Annotated in this window: 16 protein-coding genes and 1 riboswitch; of the genes, 7 read left to right on the forward strand and 9 right to left on the reverse strand. The window is 68.6% G+C overall.

The features are described 5' to 3' along the window. Positions 1–3: 3 nt before the first annotated feature. Together LAJ19_RS07980 and LAJ19_RS07985 are read right to left on the reverse strand one after the other, a co-directional pair. The gene (locus LAJ19_RS07980; RefSeq protein WP_432804200.1) at positions 4–1,038 is read right to left on the reverse strand and encodes an alpha/beta fold hydrolase; all 1,035 of its coding nucleotides are present in this window, start codon (positions 1,036–1,038) and stop codon (positions 4–6) included. After that, positions 1,035–2,372 carry an O-acetylhomoserine aminocarboxypropyltransferase/cysteine synthase family protein gene (locus LAJ19_RS07985; RefSeq protein WP_225475248.1) on the reverse strand — a complete coding sequence of 446 codons (1,338 nt, stop codon included), beginning with the start codon at positions 2,370–2,372 and terminating at the stop codon, positions 1,035–1,037. Before LAJ19_RS07985 ends, LAJ19_RS07980 begins: the two co-directional genes overlap by 4 nt. Before the next feature lie 132 nt (positions 2,373–2,504). Next, positions 2,505–2,602, reverse strand: a riboswitch (SAM riboswitch). 228 nt (positions 2,603–2,830) lie between these two features. Between LAJ19_RS07985 and LAJ19_RS07990 the strand changes: the two genes are divergently transcribed. Continuing rightward, positions 2,831–4,885 (forward strand): zinc metalloprotease, encoded by a 2,055-nt coding sequence (locus LAJ19_RS07990; RefSeq protein WP_225475249.1) that lies wholly within the window; start codon positions 2,831–2,833, stop codon positions 4,883–4,885. A 74-nt stretch (positions 4,886–4,959) separates the two neighbouring features. Here the strand turns inward: LAJ19_RS07990 and LAJ19_RS07995 are convergent, their stop codons facing one another. The 3 genes from LAJ19_RS07995 to LAJ19_RS08005 all read right to left on the reverse strand — a co-directional run bounded on the left by LAJ19_RS07995 (position 4,960) and on the right by LAJ19_RS08005 (position 6,882). After that, entirely contained in the window at positions 4,960–5,349 is a 390-nt protein-coding gene (locus tag LAJ19_RS07995) for a Fur family transcriptional regulator (protein ID WP_225475250.1), read from the reverse strand. An 85-nt stretch (positions 5,350–5,434) separates the two neighbouring features. Further along, positions 5,435–6,058, reverse strand: coding sequence for a hypothetical protein (locus tag LAJ19_RS08000; protein ID WP_225475251.1), 624 nt, complete (start codon positions 6,056–6,058; stop codon positions 5,435–5,437). Then, entirely contained in the window at positions 6,058–6,882 is an 825-nt protein-coding gene (locus LAJ19_RS08005; RefSeq protein ID WP_225475252.1) for a phage holin family protein, read from the reverse strand. Before LAJ19_RS08005 ends, LAJ19_RS08000 begins: the two co-directional genes overlap by 1 nt. A gap of 51 nt (positions 6,883–6,933) precedes the next feature. On the opposite strand from LAJ19_RS08005, the gene LAJ19_RS08010 reads away from it, so the two are divergent. The 4 genes from LAJ19_RS08010 (at position 6,934) to LAJ19_RS08025 (ending at position 11,987) form a co-directional block, all read left to right on the forward strand. After that, positions 6,934–7,608 (forward strand): class I SAM-dependent methyltransferase, encoded by a 675-nt coding sequence (locus tag LAJ19_RS08010; RefSeq protein ID WP_225475253.1) that lies wholly within the window; start codon positions 6,934–6,936, stop codon positions 7,606–7,608. Between the two features lie 128 nt (positions 7,609–7,736). Continuing rightward, positions 7,737–8,630: a phytoene/squalene synthase family protein gene (locus tag LAJ19_RS08015; RefSeq protein ID WP_225523229.1), complete on the forward strand. Its 894-nt coding sequence runs from the start codon at positions 7,737–7,739 to the stop codon at positions 8,628–8,630. A 57-nt stretch (positions 8,631–8,687) separates the two neighbouring features. Then, complete coding sequence (gene crtI / locus LAJ19_RS08020; protein WP_225475254.1) at positions 8,688–10,421, forward strand: phytoene desaturase family protein; 1,734 nt, start codon at positions 8,688–8,690, stop codon at positions 10,419–10,421. Between the two features lie 114 nt (positions 10,422–10,535). Then, on the forward strand, positions 10,536–11,987 hold the full coding sequence (locus LAJ19_RS08025) for an NAD-dependent succinate-semialdehyde dehydrogenase (protein ID WP_225475255.1): 1,452 nt from the start codon (positions 10,536–10,538) through the stop codon (positions 11,985–11,987). A gap of 54 nt (positions 11,988–12,041) precedes the next feature. Here LAJ19_RS08025 and LAJ19_RS08030 read toward each other — a convergent pair whose 3' ends face one another. The 3 genes from LAJ19_RS08030 to LAJ19_RS08040 are packed head-to-tail and all read right to left on the reverse strand — an operon-like array spanning position 12,042 to position 15,783. Then, positions 12,042–12,869, reverse strand: coding sequence for an alpha/beta hydrolase (locus LAJ19_RS08030; protein ID WP_225475256.1), 828 nt, complete (start codon positions 12,867–12,869; stop codon positions 12,042–12,044). 29 nt (positions 12,870–12,898) lie between these two features. Further along, the gene (locus tag LAJ19_RS08035) at positions 12,899–13,693 is read right to left on the reverse strand and encodes an alpha/beta fold hydrolase (RefSeq protein WP_225475257.1); all 795 of its coding nucleotides are present in this window, start codon (positions 13,691–13,693) and stop codon (positions 12,899–12,901) included. Then, positions 13,690–15,783, reverse strand: coding sequence for a S9 family peptidase (locus tag LAJ19_RS08040; RefSeq protein ID WP_225475258.1), 2,094 nt, complete (start codon positions 15,781–15,783; stop codon positions 13,690–13,692). Before LAJ19_RS08040 ends, LAJ19_RS08035 begins: the two co-directional genes overlap by 4 nt. A 105-nt stretch (positions 15,784–15,888) precedes the next feature. Here LAJ19_RS08040 and LAJ19_RS08045 point away from each other — a divergent pair, with 105 nt between their 5' ends. Next, complete coding sequence (locus LAJ19_RS08045; protein WP_225475259.1) at positions 15,889–16,326, forward strand: OsmC family protein; 438 nt, start codon at positions 15,889–15,891, stop codon at positions 16,324–16,326. Between the two features lie 365 nt (positions 16,327–16,691). Beyond that, complete coding sequence (locus LAJ19_RS08050; protein ID WP_225475260.1) at positions 16,692–18,110, forward strand: WGR domain-containing protein; 1,419 nt, start codon at positions 16,692–16,694, stop codon at positions 18,108–18,110. A gap of 71 nt (positions 18,111–18,181) precedes the next feature. Here the strand turns inward: LAJ19_RS08050 and LAJ19_RS08055 are convergent, their stop codons facing one another. Then, positions 18,182–18,445 (reverse strand): acylphosphatase, encoded by a 264-nt coding sequence (locus LAJ19_RS08055; protein ID WP_225475261.1) that lies wholly within the window; start codon positions 18,443–18,445, stop codon positions 18,182–18,184. Positions 18,446–18,564: the final 119 nt, after the last annotated feature.

Here is an 18,564-nt window from a genome sequence, read left to right on the forward strand (position 1 = left end):
CCCTCAGGGGTTCAGGAAGCGCTGCACCTGCGCGGGCAGCTCACCGGCGTCCATCAGGAACGCGTCGTGCCCGTGAATGCTGTTCAGTTCCCAGTACCGGGCGTTCGGCAGGAGCGCGGCGCTGGCCCGCACCTCCGCGGCCGGGTACAGCTGGTCACTGCTGATCCCGACCACCAGCACAGGCGTCTGAATGGTGCGCAGCTCTGCGTCGCCCGGCTGGAAGGCGTCCATGGCGGCCGTCAGGGTCACGTACGTCCGCTCGCAGAACCGCGCGTGAAGCTTCTCGCCGTGATGATGCAGGTACGACGTGATCGCCGGAACGCCGGGCGCCCGCAAGCCGTACTGCGTGGCGGCGAAACTCTCGGGACTGCGGTAGGACAGCATGGCAATCTGCCGGGCCACCTTCAGCCCCTCGCCGCCTGGCGCGGCGCGAATGGCGCTGCGCGCGGCCGTATTCAGGCCGATTGCCCAGGGGGCGTGGCGGGTGGGCGCACCGATGATCACGGCGCGCTCCACGAGATCCGGGCATTCCAGCAACCACGCGTACGCGAGCATGCCGCCCATGCTGCCGCCCACAATCCGCACGCGGTTCACGCCCAGTTCCTCCAGCAGGGCGCGCCCCGCGCGGGCCATGTCCCGCAGGGTCAGGGGGGCGTCCTGACCGTTCAGGGTGGGCAGGTCCGCGGGGCCGCTGCTGCCGGCGCAGCCCCCCAGCACGTTCGCGCAGATGATGAAGTCCCGCGTGGGGTCCAGGGGCCGCCCCTCCCCCAGGAAGTCCCCCCACCACTCATGCACGGCGCTGGTTCCGGTCAGGGCGTGCAGAACGAGGGTGGCCGTGCGCTGCGGCGCGCCGTACGTGTGGTACGCGAGGCGCACGTCATTGACCGGCAGGCCGCAGTCCAGCAGCAGCGGCGCCTGCCGGAACAGGCGCGCCACCCGCAGCCGGTGGGCCGGGGCGGGCGCCTGACATCGCTCCGGGGCGTCCTCGGCGGCCGACAGGGGAAACGAAGTGGGGGCGGGGTGTGTCAGAGCCGTCACGCGTCCTCTCCGGCCTCGGCGCCCGTCTCGACCAGCGCGCCGGCCAGCGCCTGCGCAAAGTCTTCCCGCAGGTCCTCAATATGCTCGATGCCCACCGAGACCCTCACCAGGCCCGGCGTGACGCCCGCGGCGCGCTGCCCGTCCTCGTGCAGCTGACTGTGGGTGGTGCTGGCCGGGTGAATCACCAGGGTGCGGGTGTCCCCCACGTTCGCGACGTGCTGCGCGAGCGCCACCGAACGGATAAATGCTTCGCCCGCCTCGCGCCCGCCCTTGAGTTCAAAGGTCAGGACGGCGCCCGCACCTCGCGGCAGATAATGCTGCGCCCGGTCGAAGTGCGGGTGATTGCTCAGTCCCGGGTACGTGACGCGTTTCACGTCCGGATGAGCGGCCAGCCAGGACGCCAGCGCCTGCGCATTCTGGGCGTGCCGCTCCGCGCGCAGACTCAGGGTCTCCAGACCCTGCAGGAACTGCCACGCCTGCTGCGGCGCCAGCGTGGGCCCCAGGTCCCGCAGCCCCTCCGTGCGCGCCCGGATGATGAACGCCACGTTCGGCAGGCCAAGCGGATTGCCTTCCCCGAACGTTTCCCAGAAGTTCAGGCCGTGGTAACTGGGGCTGGGTTCCGTCACCAGCGGGTAGCGGCCGTTGCCCCAGTCGAAGTTCCCGCCATCCACGATCACGCCGCCAATCCCGTTGCCGTGCCCGCCGATCCATTTGCTGGCCGAGTGCAGCACCACGTTGGCGCCGTGCCGCAGGGGCTGGCAGTAGTAGCCTCCCGCGCCGAAGGTGTTGTCCACGAACACCGCCACACCAAGGGCGTGTGCGGCCGCCGCAATGGCCTCAAAGTCCGGCACGTTCAGGGCCGGGTTCCCGATCGTCTCCAGGTACACCGCGCGGGTCCGGTCGTCGATCAGCGCCGCGAACTCCTCGGGCCGCTCTTCACGGCTGGTGAAGCGCACCTCGATGCCCAGACGCTGCAGGGTCACGCGGAACTGGTTCACGGTGCCGCCGTACAGGTTCGGCGTGGACACGATGTTGTCCCCGGCCTGCGCGACATTCGTGATTGCCAGGAACTGCGCCGCGTGCCCGCTCGCGACCGCCAGGGCTCCCACGCCACCCTCCAGCGCCGCCAGGCGCTCCTCGAACACGGCGTTCGTGGGGTTCATGATGCGGCTGTAGATGTTCCCGAACTGCCGCAGGCCGAACAGGTCCGCCGCGTGCTCCGGCGACTGGAACACGTAACTGTTCGTGGGGTAGATCGGCACCTGCTGCGCGCCCGTGACGGGATCGGGCTTCTGACCGGCGTGCACCTGCAGCGTTTCAAATCTGTGCGCCATGACGCCACCTCCTCGGGGGTGAGAATCCGGGACGCCCACATGCGCGCGCCCCTGCTCTTGAACTGCGAGAAGGGGCGCTGAAAAGATTCAACCGCGTGTCCTTCCCTCTTGCTCCCCGTGGCGGTCATCGTCGACCCGCCGGTCGGGGCTGGCCTTGGCACCGTGACGTGATGAGGTCCGGTTGCCGCGCCGTCAACGAGCCAGGTCTCTCGGGCGCTCTGAAGTGGGTCGCTCCACGCAGGAGCTACCTTGCAGCCTAACGTGCCGCCGGAAGTGAGGTCAAGGGAACATCCAGACAGGCGTGAGGAAATATACACACCACCACCCATCCAGGGGTGTCATAAGATGAGGGAGTCATCCCGATTGCATGTGAGTCCCCACATGATGTGGGGCTGGGCTGACTGTCCTGCACCCTGGTCTGCCTGCAGACCGTTCTCGTCTCACTTCTCAGGAGATTCATGCGTCACACCACGATTGCTGTGGCCCTGCTGGGCGCGTCCCTGCTGGCCGGGTGCACCCGCACCTCGTCCCCCACGACCCCCACGCCGGGTACCGAGACCGAATTCGGTCGCCTCCAGATGCTTAAACCCGGCACGCAGGACACCATCCGCACGAAGCTCAAGGTGAACATCGTCTTCGTCGGATACCGCCAGACCTCACCCGGGCAGATTCCCACCGCCAGGCAGATCAGCACCGAGGACTTCCAGACCACGCTGCCCGAGACGTACACCGCAGTGAACCGCATTCCCAGCGCATACGGCCGCACCGAACCTACCGGAAACGCCTTCGACTTCGAGTACAACTACGTGTTCGCCGATCAGAGCTTCGAGAATGACTTTTTCAGTCACTTGTCGGCCAATGCCAAGCAAAGGCCCCTGACCGTTCAGCAGAACATCTACAACTGCCAGAGTACGGACCCCGCCACGGGGCTGGCCGACTGTGAGACCCCCGCAACAAACATCAACCGGGTCATTACGGACAATTACGAGATCGACGCCCTCCAGACCGAGAACTGGCTGGCCGACAACGTCAGCCGCGTGGGTGTCAAACCCGGCGAGTACACCATCTACTTTGTGAACTGGTTTGACCGGCCTGACTTCAAGTTCCACAGTTACACCCGCGCGGACGCCGCCGACACCGACACAGGCATCAAGTTTGGCGCCCGTGGAAGTCGCCGGCTGATCGCGTGGGGCGGCAGTACCCGCCCGAGTGTCCCGGCGCAGCGCGTGTGGTTCTACGACCTGTCCGCCAACCCGGATCCGTGGACCAACGCGTACGACGTCACGAACTCCGATGTGGACGGTGACAAAGAAGCCGACTACCGCATGCCTCCCATCTGGGAGTACGGCACCCGCAAGGCCAGCATCGGGTATGGCCGCAAGGTCAGCCCCGACCTGGCTCTTGTGGCGCGTTACACCGCTATCAACCTGCTGTTCACGCCCAGCCCCATCTACCGCGCGGCACTCACACCACCGCATCTGCCCGAGGAGATCAACCTGGATGTGCACGTTGAACAGGGCGAAGGGGCCGTGGAGCCCGCCAAGGTGCTGAAGCCGGAGCTGGTGCAGAGCCGCGTGTCGGTGCTGCAGCCGTTCACGAAATTCAGCAACACGCTCCGTCAGACGGCGCTGGACGGGGACCTGGCGGACGTGTACAAGTGCTTCTTCCCGGTTGAGGCGGAGGACATCTGCTCTCCGGACTACGCGGACTTCAGTGGGGAGAAGCTGTTCCAGTTCGGCGTGAAGGAGCTGCGTGAAACCTACAAGACCACGCCCGGCAACCGCTATCAGCTCCCGATCTACGCCTTCAACGACAACCAGAACAGTCAGGGTGGCCTGCTGGGGGTCGCGTACGATGACGGTGAGACAGGCACGCAGAGTTTCGTGTACTCGTTTATCACGCCTGACCTGATTGACGCCGGGTACGGCTTTACCGACACCACCGTGCATGAGGTCGGGCACCACCTGAGCCTGTCCCACCCGCACGATGGGTACGACAGCGAGCAGAATATTTCCTACGGACCCAGCGGTAACTTCTACTTCGTGAACACCGGTGACCAGAGCGCGACCATCATGTCGTACAACGATCTGTCCCGCACGTTCGGGCAGTTTAACCTGGACAGCCAGTACCGGTACCTGACGGCTGCGTATCTGAATAACACGAACGCCGTGCTGGAGCTCGTGCGCCGCGCCCAGAAAGCGAGCAGCGTCAGGAGCGCTGCAGTAAGTGCCGACACGCGCTTCGCGCAGGCAAAAGCAAGGTATGACGCCATGGATTACCTGGGCGCCGCGCAACTGGCGCACGAGGGGTACCGCAGCGTGCTGAACGCTGCGAAAACGGCCGGCGTACCGGTGGAGGCATACCGCTGGTACGAGAACCTGAACGGCCTTGAGAACCTGAGTGTGAAACCCACGCAAAAGGCGCGGTTCAGTCCGACCTTCAAGGCCCAGACCGGTCTGGTGGTGTTCCCTGAGGAGACCCCGCAGCAGCGCCGCCTGCGCCTACAGAAATAATCTGCGGAAGACAGAGAGGAGGAGCCTAAGGTAAAACCGGGCTCCTCCTCTCCTGATTTACCCTGCGATGACGTTCAGGCGGTCTGCGCGGCGCACTCGGGGCACTGACCGTACAGGGTGACTTCGTGCGCTTCGACGATGAATCCTCCTGGATACACCGTGCCGCTGGGCAGCGCCACTGGGCAGGTGTGCAGCGTAAACACGCGGCTGCAGCGGGTGCAGGCAAAATGATGATGATGACCCCGGCCACTCGTTTCGTAGCGGGTTTCGCCGTCCAGGGTAACAGGGTGGATTCTTCCCTGTTCAGTGAGGAGTTTCAGGGTGCGGTACACGGTGGCGACTCCGAGTGCCGGGAGGTCACTGCGGGCCCGGTCGAGCACGTCCGCGACGCCAAGTGGGCCCTCGGCGTCCTGCAGGACGCGGGCGATCACGTCGCGCTGGCGGGTGCTGCGGGTGGCGGTCATAGGCCGCAGGCTAGCATTCCTGATCAGGGCGTATCAAAAAGCAGCCCACCTTTTGCGGGTGGGCTGCCGGGAAGTGCTGGTCCGCTCAGCGGCTGTTGGGGTTGATCATCTCGTCCGGGCGGATGACGCTGCCCTGCGCTTTGGCTTCCACTGTGCTGACGGGTGTGGTCGGCGCGGCGGGCGGGCTGCTGCCTTCGGCGGGAGCCTGCTGGGCGTAGCTCTGCGCGGCCGTTGCGGGCGCGGCGAGGGCCGGTGCGGACCGCACAAACGCACCGACGCCACCGGGCTTCTGGGCTGGCTGCTGCGCGGCACGCGGGTCGCGGGGCTGCCCCGCCTTGTCGAGCAGCTGGTCGGCGAGCCCTTCCAGGCGGGGCGTGACCACCTTATCCATGACGGTCTTCACAGCCAGGGTGCCGAGTGTGGCGACCAGCGCGCCCCCCACGCCGCCGCCCTTGTGGCTTTTCTGCGCCTTGAGCAGGGCTTTCTGGTGCTTGACGGGACTCTGGGCATCCACGTACACCTTGCGGGTGCGGCGGAATTGGCGGCCCATGACGAGGCCGATCACAGCGCCCACGGCCGACGCGCCGCCCAGCATTTTGAGAGGGTCCTTCTGCAGCTGCACCTGCAGGTTTGCCTGGTGGGCGAGGGCGTCCACGCTGGCCTTGAGGCGCTCGCGGGCTTCTTCACGCTCGGTGAGGTATTCGGCCATCAGCTCTCCCCCTTCTTGTAATCGTCCTTGTAGGTGGGCGTGGTGCTCACCGGAATGCCGGGCGCGTCCTTGAGAACCACAGGTTCTCTCAGGTTGGGGTCGTGGTGGTGCCCATGGTCCTGCTCGTGCCCGGTGAGTTCCTTGTTCAGGCCGCTGCTGTGGTGGGCTGGTTCACCGCCGGGTTTGCTTTCGTACACGGGCACGGTGGTGGTGCCGTGCTCGATGCGGACGGTGGCGACGCCGGGGCGTTCGCTGACCACGCGGGTCTCGCCGGCGGCGTGCGTCTGGGCGTCACGGCCAAGTTCAACGCGGGGGCCGGCGGGGTTGAAGGCGTCAATGTCGGCTTTGCTGCCGGTGACGGGCGTGCGCGCCGGGTCGTGGGTGGCGCCCGCGGCCGGAACTGTCGTTGCAGCGCCGGTGGTGCCCGGGGCGGGGCTGCCCGTGGGGGATGCCGGGGCGGTGTCCTGGTCGAGGCTGTCGCGGCGGCGGCGCGGCTCGTTCATGTCGACCTCAGCGCTGAGTTTCTTGAGGCCCAGCATGACCAGCAGGCCGGTCACGGCGAAGCTCAGCAGCGCGATGATCAGGGCGGCGGCCCAGGCGCCCAGCCCCAGGCGCATCAGGCCGTAGAAGACGGCGAGGATGATGAAGATCAGGCCCAGAATCAGCGGTCCGGTGGCGGCCAGCAGGAGGACCGCCCCGATCCCCTTGGCTTTGGCGATCTGCCCGGCCTTGCGGGCCACGGCGCTGATCTCGGATTTCACGAGGGTCATGGCGGCGTCGAACACGTCGACGAGCGCCCCCCCCATACTCTTGCGTTCTTCCATACTTCCCTCCGGGTGAACCCTCACGAAATGGGGTCGGATGCCCACAGCATAATGAACGCTGTGCCCCCTGCTGCTCCGCACCAAGAAAACCTGAATTCCGGCCCATCCATCACGGCCGCGCAGCGCAGCAACCTGCTGCCGTTCACGGCGCGGGGTTACAGCTGGTGGCGGGCGCGGTCGCTGTCGCTGCTGGGCGCGGGTGCCTTTCCCCTGGCGCGGGAGGAGCGGCTGTTCCGGGCGCTGTGCCGGCCGGTCCCTGGGGAGCTGTGGCTGGACGTGGGCACCAGCACCGGGTTCTACGCAGGCGCGCTGGCGCGCTGCGGCGCGCGGGTGGTGGCCGCGGACCTGAGTGGGCCGATGCTGAGTGAGGCGGCGAGGCGCGAACCGTCCCCGGCGATCACCTGGACGCGGATGAACGTGGAAGTCAGCGGGCTGCCGGACGCCTCTTTTGACGGCGTGACCGTGGGGGCCACGCTGAATGAGACGCACGACCCCGCCCGGCTGCTGCGTGAGGTGGCGCGCCTGACCCGGCCGGGCGGGCAGGTGTGGCTGATGTACCTGCGCCGCACGGCCGGTCCCGTTCAGGCGCTGCTGGGTGTGCCTGCGCTGGGCGGCCTGACCTTCCCGGACCCCGGGTGGGTGCAGCGGCACCTGCCGGGCCTGCGCCGGACGGCTGCGCTGGGTGTGGGCGCGGTGCAGTTCGAGCAGTTCGTGCGGGGCGCGTGAGGCCCGGCCTGACCGTGCGCGGCGGGGTCTGGGACACGGTGCACCCCGGGCAACTCTGTAACAATCCGTGACGTTTCCCCTGCAGGTCACCCCTACACTCGGCGCATAAGGAATCCACTGTGACTGACCTGACCTTCACTTCCGCTTCTCCTTCTGGCCTGGACCGGGCCGTGGCGCACTGTCAGGACGTGACGCGGCAGCACAGCAAGACCTTCTATCTGGGCTCGCGGTTCTTCCCGGCGGCGCAGCGGCGGGCCGTGTGGGCGGTGTACGCCGCGTGCCGCGATGGGGATGACACGGTGGACGAGCGCGGTGACACTGCCGCTCACGCCGGGCTGGACTGCTGGTGGTCGCGCGTGCAGGCGGCGTTCGCGGGGCGGCCCGGCGAGCACCCCATTGATGTGGCACTGGCGTGGGCGGCGAGCAGCTATCCCATTCCCCTATCTGCGTTCGAGGAACTGCACGAGGGTCTGCGCATGGACCTGGGTGGGTTTGAGTACTGCACCATGGCGGACCTCACGCTGTACTGCCGGCGTGTGGCGGGCGTGGTGGGGTTCATGATCGCGCCGGTCAGCGGGTACAGCGGCGGCGAGTCGACGCTGCGCTGCGCCCTGATGCTGGGGCAGGCCATGCAGCTGACGAACATCCTGCGGGATGTGGGCGAGGACCTCACGCGCGGACGGGTGTACCTGCCGGCTGACCTGCTGGGCGAGTACGGCGTGAGCCGCGCGGACCTGGAGCGGGGCGTGGTCACGGCCGCGTACCGCGCGCTGATGCAGGACCTGACCGCCCTGGCCCGCGAGTGGTACGCCGAGGGGCGGCGCGGCATTCCCTGCCTGCACGGCAGCGCCCGGCTGGCCGTGGCGGCCGCGGCGCGCGCCTACGAGGGCATTCTGGATGACCTGGCCCGCAACGATTTCGACAATTTCGGCCGCCGGGCCTACGTGAGCGGCACCCGCAAACTGCTGATGCTGCCCCGCGCGTGGTGGGAACTGCGCTCGGTCCCGGCGTCCCTTTCCTGACCACCTTCACGCACCACTGCGCTGCCCGACAGCCGGGCGGCGGGAGGACCCTGACGAATGACGCCTGACGCCCCATCCGCTTCCCCTCGCCCTGCGCCCGGTTCCCCGGCACGCCGCAAGACGGCCCTGATTATCGGGGCCGGGATCGGCGGACTGTCCCTGGGCATCCGCCTGCAGTCCCTGGGGTTCGACACGACCATCCTGGAACGCCTCGACCAGCCGGGCGGACGCGCGTACCAGAAACGCACCGAGGACGGGTACGTGTTCGATATGGGCCCCACGGTGATCACCGTGCCGCACTTCATCGAGGAACTGTTCGCGCTGGAACGCGACTGCGGCATGCTGGCCGAGGCCGACTACCCGCCGCACGTGCTCGCCCCGGACGCCCGGGTCCGTGAGGGGGACAGTGGCGGGCCGCGCACGCAGGCGTACGTGAAACTCGTCCCGATCCTGCCGTTCTACCGGATCTACTTTGATGACGGCACCTTCTTCGATTACGACGGCGACCCGCTCAGCACCCGCCGGCAGATCGCGGCCCTCGCGCCGGAGGACCTCGCCGGGTACGAACGCTTCCACGCGGACGCCCAGGCGATCTTCGAGCGGGGGTTTCTGGAGCTGGGGTACACCCACTTCGGGGACATGGCGACCATGCTCCGCGTGGTGCCGGACCTGATGCGCCTGGACGCCGTGCGGACGCTGTTCTCGTTCACCCGGAAGTACTTCACGAATCCCAAGATGCAGCAGGTGTTCTCCTTCGAGACCCTGCTGGTGGGCGGCAACCCCCTGAGCGTCCCGGCCATCTACGCCATGATTCACTTCGTCGAGAAAACCTGGGGCATTCACTACGCCCTGGGCGGGACCGGCGCCCTGGTGGACGCCTTTGTGCGCAAGTTCAAGGAACTGGGCGGAACGCTGCGCCTGAAGGCCGGGATTGAGGAGATCCTGGTCACGGATGACCGGGGCCGGCCGGTGCGCCGGCCCGGCGGGCGGCGCGTGGCGCGGGGCGCGCGGCTGGAGAACGGAGAAGTGCTGCACGCGGATATCGTGGTCAGCAACGGCGACTGGGCGAACACGTACCTGAAACGCGTTCCGGCTGCGGCGCGCCTCGTGAACTCGGACGTGCGCGTGAAGGCCGCGCGGCAGAGCATGAGCCTGCTGGTGATCTACTTCGGGTTCCGCCGGGACGGGCGGGACCTGAACCTGCGGCATCACAACATCATCCTGGGGCCGCGTTATGAGGCGCTGCTCACGGAGATCTTCGGGCGCAAGGTGCTCGGCGCGGATTTCAGTCAGTACCTGCACGTGCCCACGCTGACGGACCCCGGCCTGGCCCCCGAGGGGCACCACGCGGCGTACACCCTGATTCCTGTGCCGCACAACGCCAGCGGCATCGACTGGAGCGTGCAGGGCCCGAAGCTCGTGGACCGCGTGTACGCCTTCCTGGAGGAGCGGGGGTACATCCCGGACCTGCGGGCCCGCCTGACGCACAGTGAATTCATCACACCCGACTACTTTGCCGGGACGCTCGACTCCTATCTGGGCAACGCGTTCGGGCCGGAACCGGTCCTGGCGCAGAGTGCGTACTTCCGGCCGCACAACCGCAGCGAGGATATCCGCAACCTGTACCTGGTGGGCGCAGGCGCGCAGCCGGGCGGCGGAACGCCCAGCGTGATGATGTCCGCGAAGATGACCGCCCGGCTGATCGCGCAGGACTTCGGCATTCACGCCAGCGTGCGTGACGGCGTGCCGCAGGCGCCGGCGGCCAGCATGCGGGGCAGCGCCGCCGACTGACCGCCGGGCCGGGGGCACGTCCCGGCTGACTGAACCGGCACTCGCCACCTGAGGGCAGAGCGGGGGAAACTGACCCCGGCCCTGCCCCCACGCCCGTTTTCTCCAGGAGGAACCATGACCACCCTGCTTAACGATCCTGTCACCCGGTCCCGCGCTTACTTCGACGGGGCGTGGCGCGACACGCCCCGCACCTTCACCGTGACCCACCCCGGCAACGGCGAACCCATCGGTGCGGTGGCCGACTGCACGCCCGACGACGCGCGGCGGGCCATCGACGCCGCTGAGCGCGCCCTGCGCGAGTGGCGGCGCGTGAACCCGTACAAGCGGGGCCTGATCCTGCGCCGCTGGTACAACCTGATGCTGGAACACAAGGAACCCCTGGCGCGCCTGATGACCCTGGAGATGGGCAAGCCCATCACCGAGACGCGCGGCGAGGTGCACTACGCCGGAAGTTTCGTGGAGTGGTGCGCCGAGGAGGCCGGCCGGATTGCCGGGGAGCGCGTCAGTCTGCGCTTCGAGCACAAGCGCGGCCTGACCACCCAGGAGCCGGTGGGCATCGTGTACGCCGTCACGCCGTGGAACTTCCCGGCGGGCATGATCACCCGCAAGGCCGCGCCCGCCCTGGCGGCCGGCTGCGTAATGATCCTCAAACCGGCCGAACTGAGTCCCATGACGGCGCTGTATCTCGCCGAACTGTGGCTGGAGGCAGGCGGGCCTGCCAACACCCTGCAGGTGCTGCCGACCAACGACGCCGCAGCCCTGACGCGCCCCATGATGGACGACGACCGGGTGCGGAAACTGACCTTCACCGGCAGCACCGAGGTGGGCCGGTTGCTCTACGAGCAGGCGGCGCGCGGCATCAAGCGCGTGAGCCTGGAACTGGGCGGGCACGCCCCGTTCCTGGTGTTCGAGGACGCGGATCTGGAGCGCGCCGCGCGGGAAGTGGTCGCCAGCAAGTTCCGTAATGCCGGGCAGACCTGCGTGTGCACGAACCGCGTGTATGTGCAGCGCGCCGTGGCCGGGGCGTTCACGGAGCTGCTCACGCAGCAGGCGGCGGCACTGACGCTGGGCGACCCACTGCTGGACAGCACGCAGGTTGGTCCGGTGGTGGAGCAGGCGGGGCTGGACAAGATCCGCGCGCAGGTTCAGGACGCCCTGAACCGCGGCGCGACCGCCACCACGGGTGGGCAGGACGCGGGCGGCCTGTACTTCCAGCCGACGGTCCTGACGAACGTGCACCCGGACAGCGTGATCCTGCGCGAGGAGACCTTCGGCCCGGTGGCGCCGGTGGTGATCTTCGACACTGAGGAAGAAGGCCTGCGCCTCGCGAATGACAGTGAGTACGGCCTGGCGGCGTACGCGTACACCCGGGACCTGGGGCGCGCGTTCCGCGTGGCCGAGGCGCTGGAGTACGGCATCGTGGGGATCAACGACGGGGTGCCCAGCGCCGCTGCGCCGCATATTCCCTTCGGCGGCATGAAGAACAGTGGGGTGGGCCGTGAGGGGGGGCACTGGGGCCTGGACGAGTACCTGGAAACGAAATTCATCAGCCTGGGCCTGGGCTGACGCGCGGCGCAGCAGGGGGCGCGGGAAGCACAATGCCCGCGCCCCCTGCGGTTATCAGGCGGTGTGGTCGCGCAGCCAGTCGATCAGGATCTGGCGCGCCTCTTCGCGTGGTTCGTCGTTCAGGAGTTCATGGTATCCGCCCTCGAAGGTGCGCAGCGTCTTGTCACCGGAGGCGATGGCCGCGTGGAAGCGTTCGCTGCCGCGCGGGTCGGTGATCCGGTCGGCCGTGCCGTGAATGGTCAGGGTGGGCAGGGTCCAGCGGGCGTATGTGGGCCAGAGGGCGGCGCTGAGGGTCAGCATGCTCGCGGCCGTCAGGGCGGGCACGCTGCCGTGGTACATGACGGTGTCGGCCTCATATGCGGCGACCTCGTCGGTCAGGCGGGACAGTCCGCTGGTGCCCAGTTTGGTGGTGTTCAGGCCCGGCGCGACGCGCGCAATGACCGGCGCCAGCGCCCTGAGCCACCGGGGTTCGTTCTCCCCGACTAGCAGCGCGGGGCTGGACAGGATCACGCCGCTCAGGCCGCGCGGGTCGCGGGTGGCACTGGCCGCCGTGACGAGGCCGCCCATGGAGTGACCCAGCGCGAACACCGGCAGCGGCTGGGCGCGCAGGGCCTCGCGCGCGGCGAGATGATCCTCGACGAGCTGGCGCATGTCCGCCACGGCCGGCCGGCCACCGGAGCGGCCGTGACTGCGGTGATCGTAGGCGTGTACGGTGTACCCGGCCTCCACGAGGGTGGGAATCAGGCGGTGATAGCGGTCCACGTAGCGGTGCGCGTACTCTCCGAAGCCGTGTGCAAGCAGCACGGCGGCGCGGGGGGCCGGGGCGGGCCAGACGTAGCCTTCGACCGGGGCGCCCGGCACCTTCCAGGACTCGTGTTCCATGAACCGAGTCTAGACCAGTCGTGCGCGCTTCAGGCGGGCAGCGCGGTCAGGAACGCATCGATCACGGCGAGGTACCGGCCGCGTTCCTCCACGCCCGGGAAGTGCCCGCTGCCTGACAGGACCACCTGCTGCGCGTTCGGCAGCAGCCGGGCGATTTCCTCTCCGGCGGCAGGTGGGTTCAGCGGGTCGTGCTGCCCGCTGATGATCAGCGCGGGCGCCTGCACGCGGCCCAGGCCGGGCCGGACATCAAAGTTCTCCAGGGCGCGGCGGGCCGCTTCGGCCTGCTCAGGTGTCTGCGCCAGCCCGTCCGCCTGGTCCTGCGCCGCCAGGCGGGCCACGTCCGACCGGATGGCCGGGGAGGTGGCCGGGGCGAACATCAGGTCAAGCAGGTACGCCTGGGCGTCCTGCGGGCTGAGATCCCGCAGGGCGTGCGCGTGCGCGGCCATCAGGGCCGCGGTGCCGCTCGTGCGCCCGCTGGCTTTCGGCACGACCAGGATCAGGCGCGTGATCCGGTCCGGGTGCGCGGCGGCGAGCGCCTGCGCCACGTAACTGCCCATGGAGGTGCCCATCAGGTCCGTGCGCTCCAGGTTCAGGGCGTCCATGACCCCCAGCACGTCCTGCACGTGATCGTTCAGTGTGAAGTGCGCCGGGCGGGCCGAGCGGCCGTGCCCGCGGCTGTCTATCGCCACCACGCGCCGCCGGTGGGCGCAATGAGCAATGTCGCGCGCCATCCAGCCGCTGTGGCTGCCCAGGCCGTGCAGCATCACCAGCGGGTGGCCGTGACCGCGCTGCTCGACGTGCAGGTCGGTGCCGCGGACGATCACTGGCGGCTCAGCCGGCCGTCCACGGCGGCCAGCGCGAAGGCGTATTCCTCGGCCAGTTCGTTCAGCGACTCGTAACGGCTGCTGGAGCCGCCGTGTCCGGCGCCCATGATGGTTTTCAGGACGATGGTGCCGCTGCCGGGCTGCGCGAGGTCCCGCAGGCGTGCGGCGTACTTGGCGGGCTCCCAGTACGCGACGCGCGGGTCGTTCAGGCCGGTGCTGACAAACAGGTGCGGGTAGCGCGCGGATTTCAGGTTGTCGTAGGGGCTGTACTGCGCCATGACCGCGTACTGCCCGGCGTGGTTGGGGTTGCCCCACTCGTCGTACTCGGCGGTGGTCAGGGGAATGCTGTCGTCCAGCATGGTGCTCAGCACGTCCACGAACGGCACGCCCACGAACGCGGCCGTCCACAGGTCCGGGCGGAGATTCACTGCGGCGCCCATCAGGAGTCCGCCGGCGCTGCGGCCCATGGCGACCAGTTCGCGCGCCACGCCCGCGCCCCGCAGGGCCTCTCCGGCCGCGATGAAGTCCGTGAAGGTGTTCATCTTGCGTTCCAGGCGCCCGGCGTCGTACCAGCGGCGGCCCTGCTCGGACCCGCCGCGGATGTGCGCGATGGCCCACACCCAACCGCGGTCCACGAGTGGCAGGCGCGTGAACGAGAAGGCGGGGTCCATGCTCATCCCGTAACTGCCGTACCCGTACAGCAGGGTCGGGGCGGGCAGCAGCGTGTCGTGGCGGCGCAGCAGGCTGACCGGCACCTGCTCGCCGTCCGGCGCGGTCACCCAGCGCTGCTCACTGACGTACAGGGCCGGGTCGTAGTCAGGGACGGGGGTGACTTTCACCAGCGTGGTGGTCAGCGCGTCCAGGTGCAGGTCGAGGTGCTCCAGGGGGCGGGTGAGGCTGGTGTACGTGATGCGGGCGGCGCCGGCCGTGAACACGTGGTTCGGGCCGATGCGGACGGTGCAACTGGATTCCGGGAACGACACCGGCCGCGCCTGGCCGTACCCGGCGTCGTTGCGTGGCAGCACCCACAGGCGCGTGAAGCCCCCTTCCCGGCCGGCGAGCAGCAGGTGCCCGCTGAACAGGCGCATGCCGGTCAGGTACCGGGCCAGGGTGTAGGGCAGCACCTCGGCGGCGTCCGCCCACGCGAGCGGCTGTCCGTCCGGGCGTTTGTTCAGGCGCACGAGTCTGAATTCACTGGCGCCGCCCTGGTTGGTCAGGGCCAGCCAGTGATCTCCGCCGTCCGTGAGGGCCGGCACTTCCGTGCCGCGTTCCCGCCCGAGAAGCAGCGCGGGGCGCGCCTGAGGGTCATGCGTGCTCAGCGCCCACCATTCAGTGGCCATGTTGCTGCTGCTGCCGATCAGCAGGGTGGCGCCGTTCTCGGTCACGAACGCGCCCACGCGGAAGGTAGGGTCGTTCTCCTGGAACAGCAGTTCGTCGTTCGCCTGCGGCTGACCGAGCGTGTGCCGCCAGACCTGCCAGGACCGCTGCGTGGCGTCATCCGTGGAGTAGTACAGGGCCGCGCCGTCTGCACTCCAGCCCAGCACCCAGCCGCCCAGGCCGCTCAGGGCCGGTTCGGCCAGTGTGCCGGTTTGGGTGTCCAGAACGCGCAGTTCCCAGATTTCCTGTCCGGTGGTGTCGAGCAGGAAGGCCCAGCGGCGGCCGTCCGGGCTGGGCGCCGTGTGCGACACCCACACGTTGTCCAGCCCTTCGGTTGCCTTCAGGGCATTGAGATCCAGCAGGGTCTCCTCCGCTTCTGGGGCGCCGGGGCTGCCGGTCAGCGGGCGGCGCATGTAGATGGCGTGCGCCTGACCTTCCACGGTGCGCGTGAAGTACGCGTACCCGCCGCGCGTGACTTCCGGCTGGTCGTCACGTTCCTGCACGTGCGAGAGCAGCTCCTGATAGATGGCCTGCTGCTCGGCCCGCAGCGTGCCCATCACCTGCGCCAGGTGCTCATTCTCGGCCGTCAGGTACGCCAGGACCTCCGGGTCGCGTTTGCCCTGCGTTTTCAGCCAGTGGTAGTCGTCGGGCCGCTGGTGGCCATGCAGGTCGTGCACAGTGGGTTTGCGGAGCGCACGTGGGGGTGTGGACATACCTGCAGCATAGGGCGCGCGGGCAGGGCCACACGCGGCATTCGTGAAGTTCAGCTCAACTGCCGGCACGTCCACCCCACGCACCGACTGGGCAGACTGGACAGCATGGCAGACATTGCACGGAAGGCATCGGCCCACTGGGAAGGCGACCTGCGCAGCGGCAAAGGAACGGTCAGCACCGCCAGTGGTGTCCTGAACGGCGCGCAGTACTCGTTCGGCACCCGCTTTGAAAACGGTGCGGGCACCAACCCCGAGGAGCTGCTGGCCAGCGCCCACGCGGGCTGCTTCACCATGCAGCTGAGTGCGCTGCTCGCCAACCACGGCCACACCATCGAGGCGCTGGACACCGAGGCGACCTGTGAGATGGTCAAGGACGGCCCTGGCTTCAAGGTGAGCACCATGCGCCTGGTCGTGCGGGGCCGGGTGACCGGCAGCGACCAGGCGGACTTTGAGGAGCACGTCCGGCAGGCGGCAGAGCTGTGCCCCATGAGCCGCGTCATGCAGGGCAACGTGGAAATCGTCCACGAAGCTATCCTCGAGTAGGCCCGGTTCCCGGTCCCGCCCTGGCCAGCGCGGCCAGGGCGGTTGTGCTGTGAACGCTGGCTCCATGCGCCTTCAGGCTCCCCTGTTTCCCGGCCTGCTGCTCACCTTCTTTGCCGCGGTGGCGTCCGGCTGGGAGGCAGGGTGGGCAGGCTGTGCTGGTACAGGGGCAGAACGGCTTTGGCATGAAGGCCGAACAGGCGAGTGGCGTAACGGTGAGTTCATGCCGCTGCTCAGCGGTGGGCGGCAGGCCGGGAGGGAGGAGCGGGGCGCGCCGGGGGCACCAGCGGGCCGGGGGGCGCACTCGCAGGCTGGTCGCTGCGTCATGTGCGCTGGTATCTCAGCGTGATTCTCGTTACAATAAAATTATGTCTGTAACATATCTAGAGTACTCTGATCCGAACGGGGCTGAACACAAGTTCTACGAGGTGACCCTCGACGCCGCCACCCTCACCATCCGCTACGGCCGCATCGGTACCGAGGGCCAGACCCAGCACAAAACTTTCCCCAGCCCCGAAAAAGCCCAGGCCGAAGCCGACAAGAAGCTCCGCGAGAAACGCCGCAAAGGCTACGAGGACGCCGTCGCAGGCGTCCGGCAGAAACGCGCCGTGATGCGCCGCACCTTCACCGAAACCCGCAGCACCACCCGCCAGGGCGCGCCCCTGTTGTGGCAGTTCAACACCAACGCCACCGCGTTCGGCATCTTCGCCGACGACCGCCAGATCTGGGTCGGCAACGAAGCCGGACAGGTGTACGCCCTGACGCCCGACGGCGAGGTGAACCTGTCCTTCAAACTCCCGGACGGCGTCAAATGTCTCGTCCGCGACGCCCACTGGACCTTCGCCGGCTGCGACGACGGCAACGTGTACGACCTCAGCGGCAAGCTGCCCTTTGTGGCGTACGAGGTCGAAGGCAGCGCCGCCCTGCTGTGGATGGACATTCATGCCGGCACCCTGGCCGCCAGCGACGCCAGCGGGAACGTCTTCGCCTTCGACGCAGAAAGCGACCAGCAGTGGGCGAACGTCAGCACGGGCGGCAGCATGGGCTGGATGGTCCGCGTGGACGACCAGGGCGTGTACTACGGGCATTCCGCGGGTGTGGGCATGTACGACCGGCACAGCGGCCTGCCCCTCTGGACGCAGCAAACCCGGGGCGGCGTACTCTTCGGCTGGCAGGCCGGCCAGGACCTGTATGCCGGCACCACCCACAACCTCATTCAACGCTTCACGAAAGGCGGCGAGCACGTTCAGGACTACTCCTGTGACGCCCCCGTGCTGTCGTGCGCCACCAGCCCCGGTGGGGACTTCGTGTTCGCCGGCGACAGCGGCAGCGCCGTGTACTGCTTCACGCGCACCGGCGAACGCCTGTGGAAGCTCGGCACCGGCGTGGGCGGCGCACTCAGCATGCAATACGCCGGCGGGCGCCTGTACCTCGTGACCTCCCGCGGGTACCTCGCCGCCCTGGACGCCAGTGAGGCCGCCATTCAGGCCGCCCAGCGCGGCGAAACCCCCACCCCCCGCGACGTGAAGCTCGCCGCGGCCCTGCCGGCCAGCGCCCCCCTGACCCAACTGAACGTCACGAGCGACGCCGGGCCGGGTGTTCGCCTCAGGTGCGAGCGCGACGGCACGCGCCTGCGCGTCCGCGCGATCGATCCGCGCTTCCACGCCTGGAACGTGCAGTTCCCCCGCAACCTGCGCGAAGCCGGCGCCACCTACCTCGTGGATGACCTTGTGGACGCCGGCGGGTTCTACCGCGTGGTCGGGGAGATCCGCCGCATTCAGGCCTAGGCGCACCTCGCCGGATCAAAGAGCGGCGCGGCCCCGGCAATGGGGGCCGCGCCGCCTTGAGGAGAGCCGCGTCAGTACAGGTGAAAGTCGTTCAGGCCGGTGCGTTCACTGTAGATGGTCTGCACGTCCTGCACGCGGGCGTGGGGCGGGCCCCGCCGCAACCAGTGCAGCAGGCGGTCCAGTTCAGGCTGCGGGCCCTCAGCGACGATCTCCACGCGCCCGTCACTGAGATTTTCGGCGTACCCGCTGAGATTCAGGTCGCGGGCGTGCCGCTGCACGTAGCGGCGGTACCCGACGCCCTGCACCGTTCCGGACACCAGGGCGGTCAGGCGCATGACGTCCACGGCCCCCAGGACCGGGGCCCGGCGGGCAGCCTTTCAGGGCTGGCAGCGTTCGTGTGTTCTGGGCCGGGGCCTGAAGGTCCGGCCGCACTCCATGACAGGCGCATGGGGGG

The sequence above is a fragment of the Deinococcus taeanensis genome (assembly GCF_020229735.1).
Taxonomy (GTDB): domain Bacteria; phylum Deinococcota; class Deinococci; order Deinococcales; family Deinococcaceae; genus Deinococcus; species Deinococcus taeanensis.

Bases quoted from the DNA above. Each gene is read 5' to 3' on its own strand.
- LAJ19_RS07985 (WP_225475248.1), bottom strand. From the start codon at position 2,372: ATGGCGCACAGATTTGAAACGCTGCAGGTGCACGCCGGTCAGAAGCCC.
- LAJ19_RS07990 (WP_225475249.1), top strand. From the start codon at position 2,831: ATGCGTCACACCACGATTGCTGTGGCCCTGCTGGGCGCGTCCCTGCTG.
- LAJ19_RS07995 (WP_225475250.1), bottom strand. From the start codon at position 5,349: ATGACCGCCACCCGCAGCACCCGCCAGCGCGACGTGATCGCCCGCGTC.
- LAJ19_RS08000 (WP_225475251.1), bottom strand. From the start codon at position 6,058: ATGGCCGAATACCTCACCGAGCGTGAAGAAGCCCGCGAGCGCCTCAAG.
- LAJ19_RS08005 (WP_225475252.1), bottom strand. From the start codon at position 6,882: ATGGAAGAACGCAAGAGTATGGGGGGGGCGCTCGTCGACGTGTTCGAC.
- LAJ19_RS08010 (WP_225475253.1), top strand. From the start codon at position 6,934: ATGAACGCTGTGCCCCCTGCTGCTCCGCACCAAGAAAACCTGAATTCC.
- crtI (WP_225475254.1), top strand. From the start codon at position 8,688: ATGACGCCTGACGCCCCATCCGCTTCCCCTCGCCCTGCGCCCGGTTCC.
- LAJ19_RS08025 (WP_225475255.1), top strand. From the start codon at position 10,536: ATGACCACCCTGCTTAACGATCCTGTCACCCGGTCCCGCGCTTACTTC.
- LAJ19_RS08030 (WP_225475256.1), bottom strand. From the start codon at position 12,869: ATGGAACACGAGTCCTGGAAGGTGCCGGGCGCCCCGGTCGAAGGCTAC.
- LAJ19_RS08040 (WP_225475258.1), bottom strand. From the start codon at position 15,783: ATGTCCACACCCCCACGTGCGCTCCGCAAACCCACTGTGCACGACCTG.
- LAJ19_RS08045 (WP_225475259.1), top strand. From the start codon at position 15,889: ATGGCAGACATTGCACGGAAGGCATCGGCCCACTGGGAAGGCGACCTG.
- LAJ19_RS08050 (WP_225475260.1), top strand. From the start codon at position 16,692: ATGTCTGTAACATATCTAGAGTACTCTGATCCGAACGGGGCTGAACAC.
- LAJ19_RS08055 (WP_225475261.1), bottom strand. From the start codon at position 18,445: ATGCGCCTGACCGCCCTGGTGTCCGGAACGGTGCAGGGCGTCGGGTAC.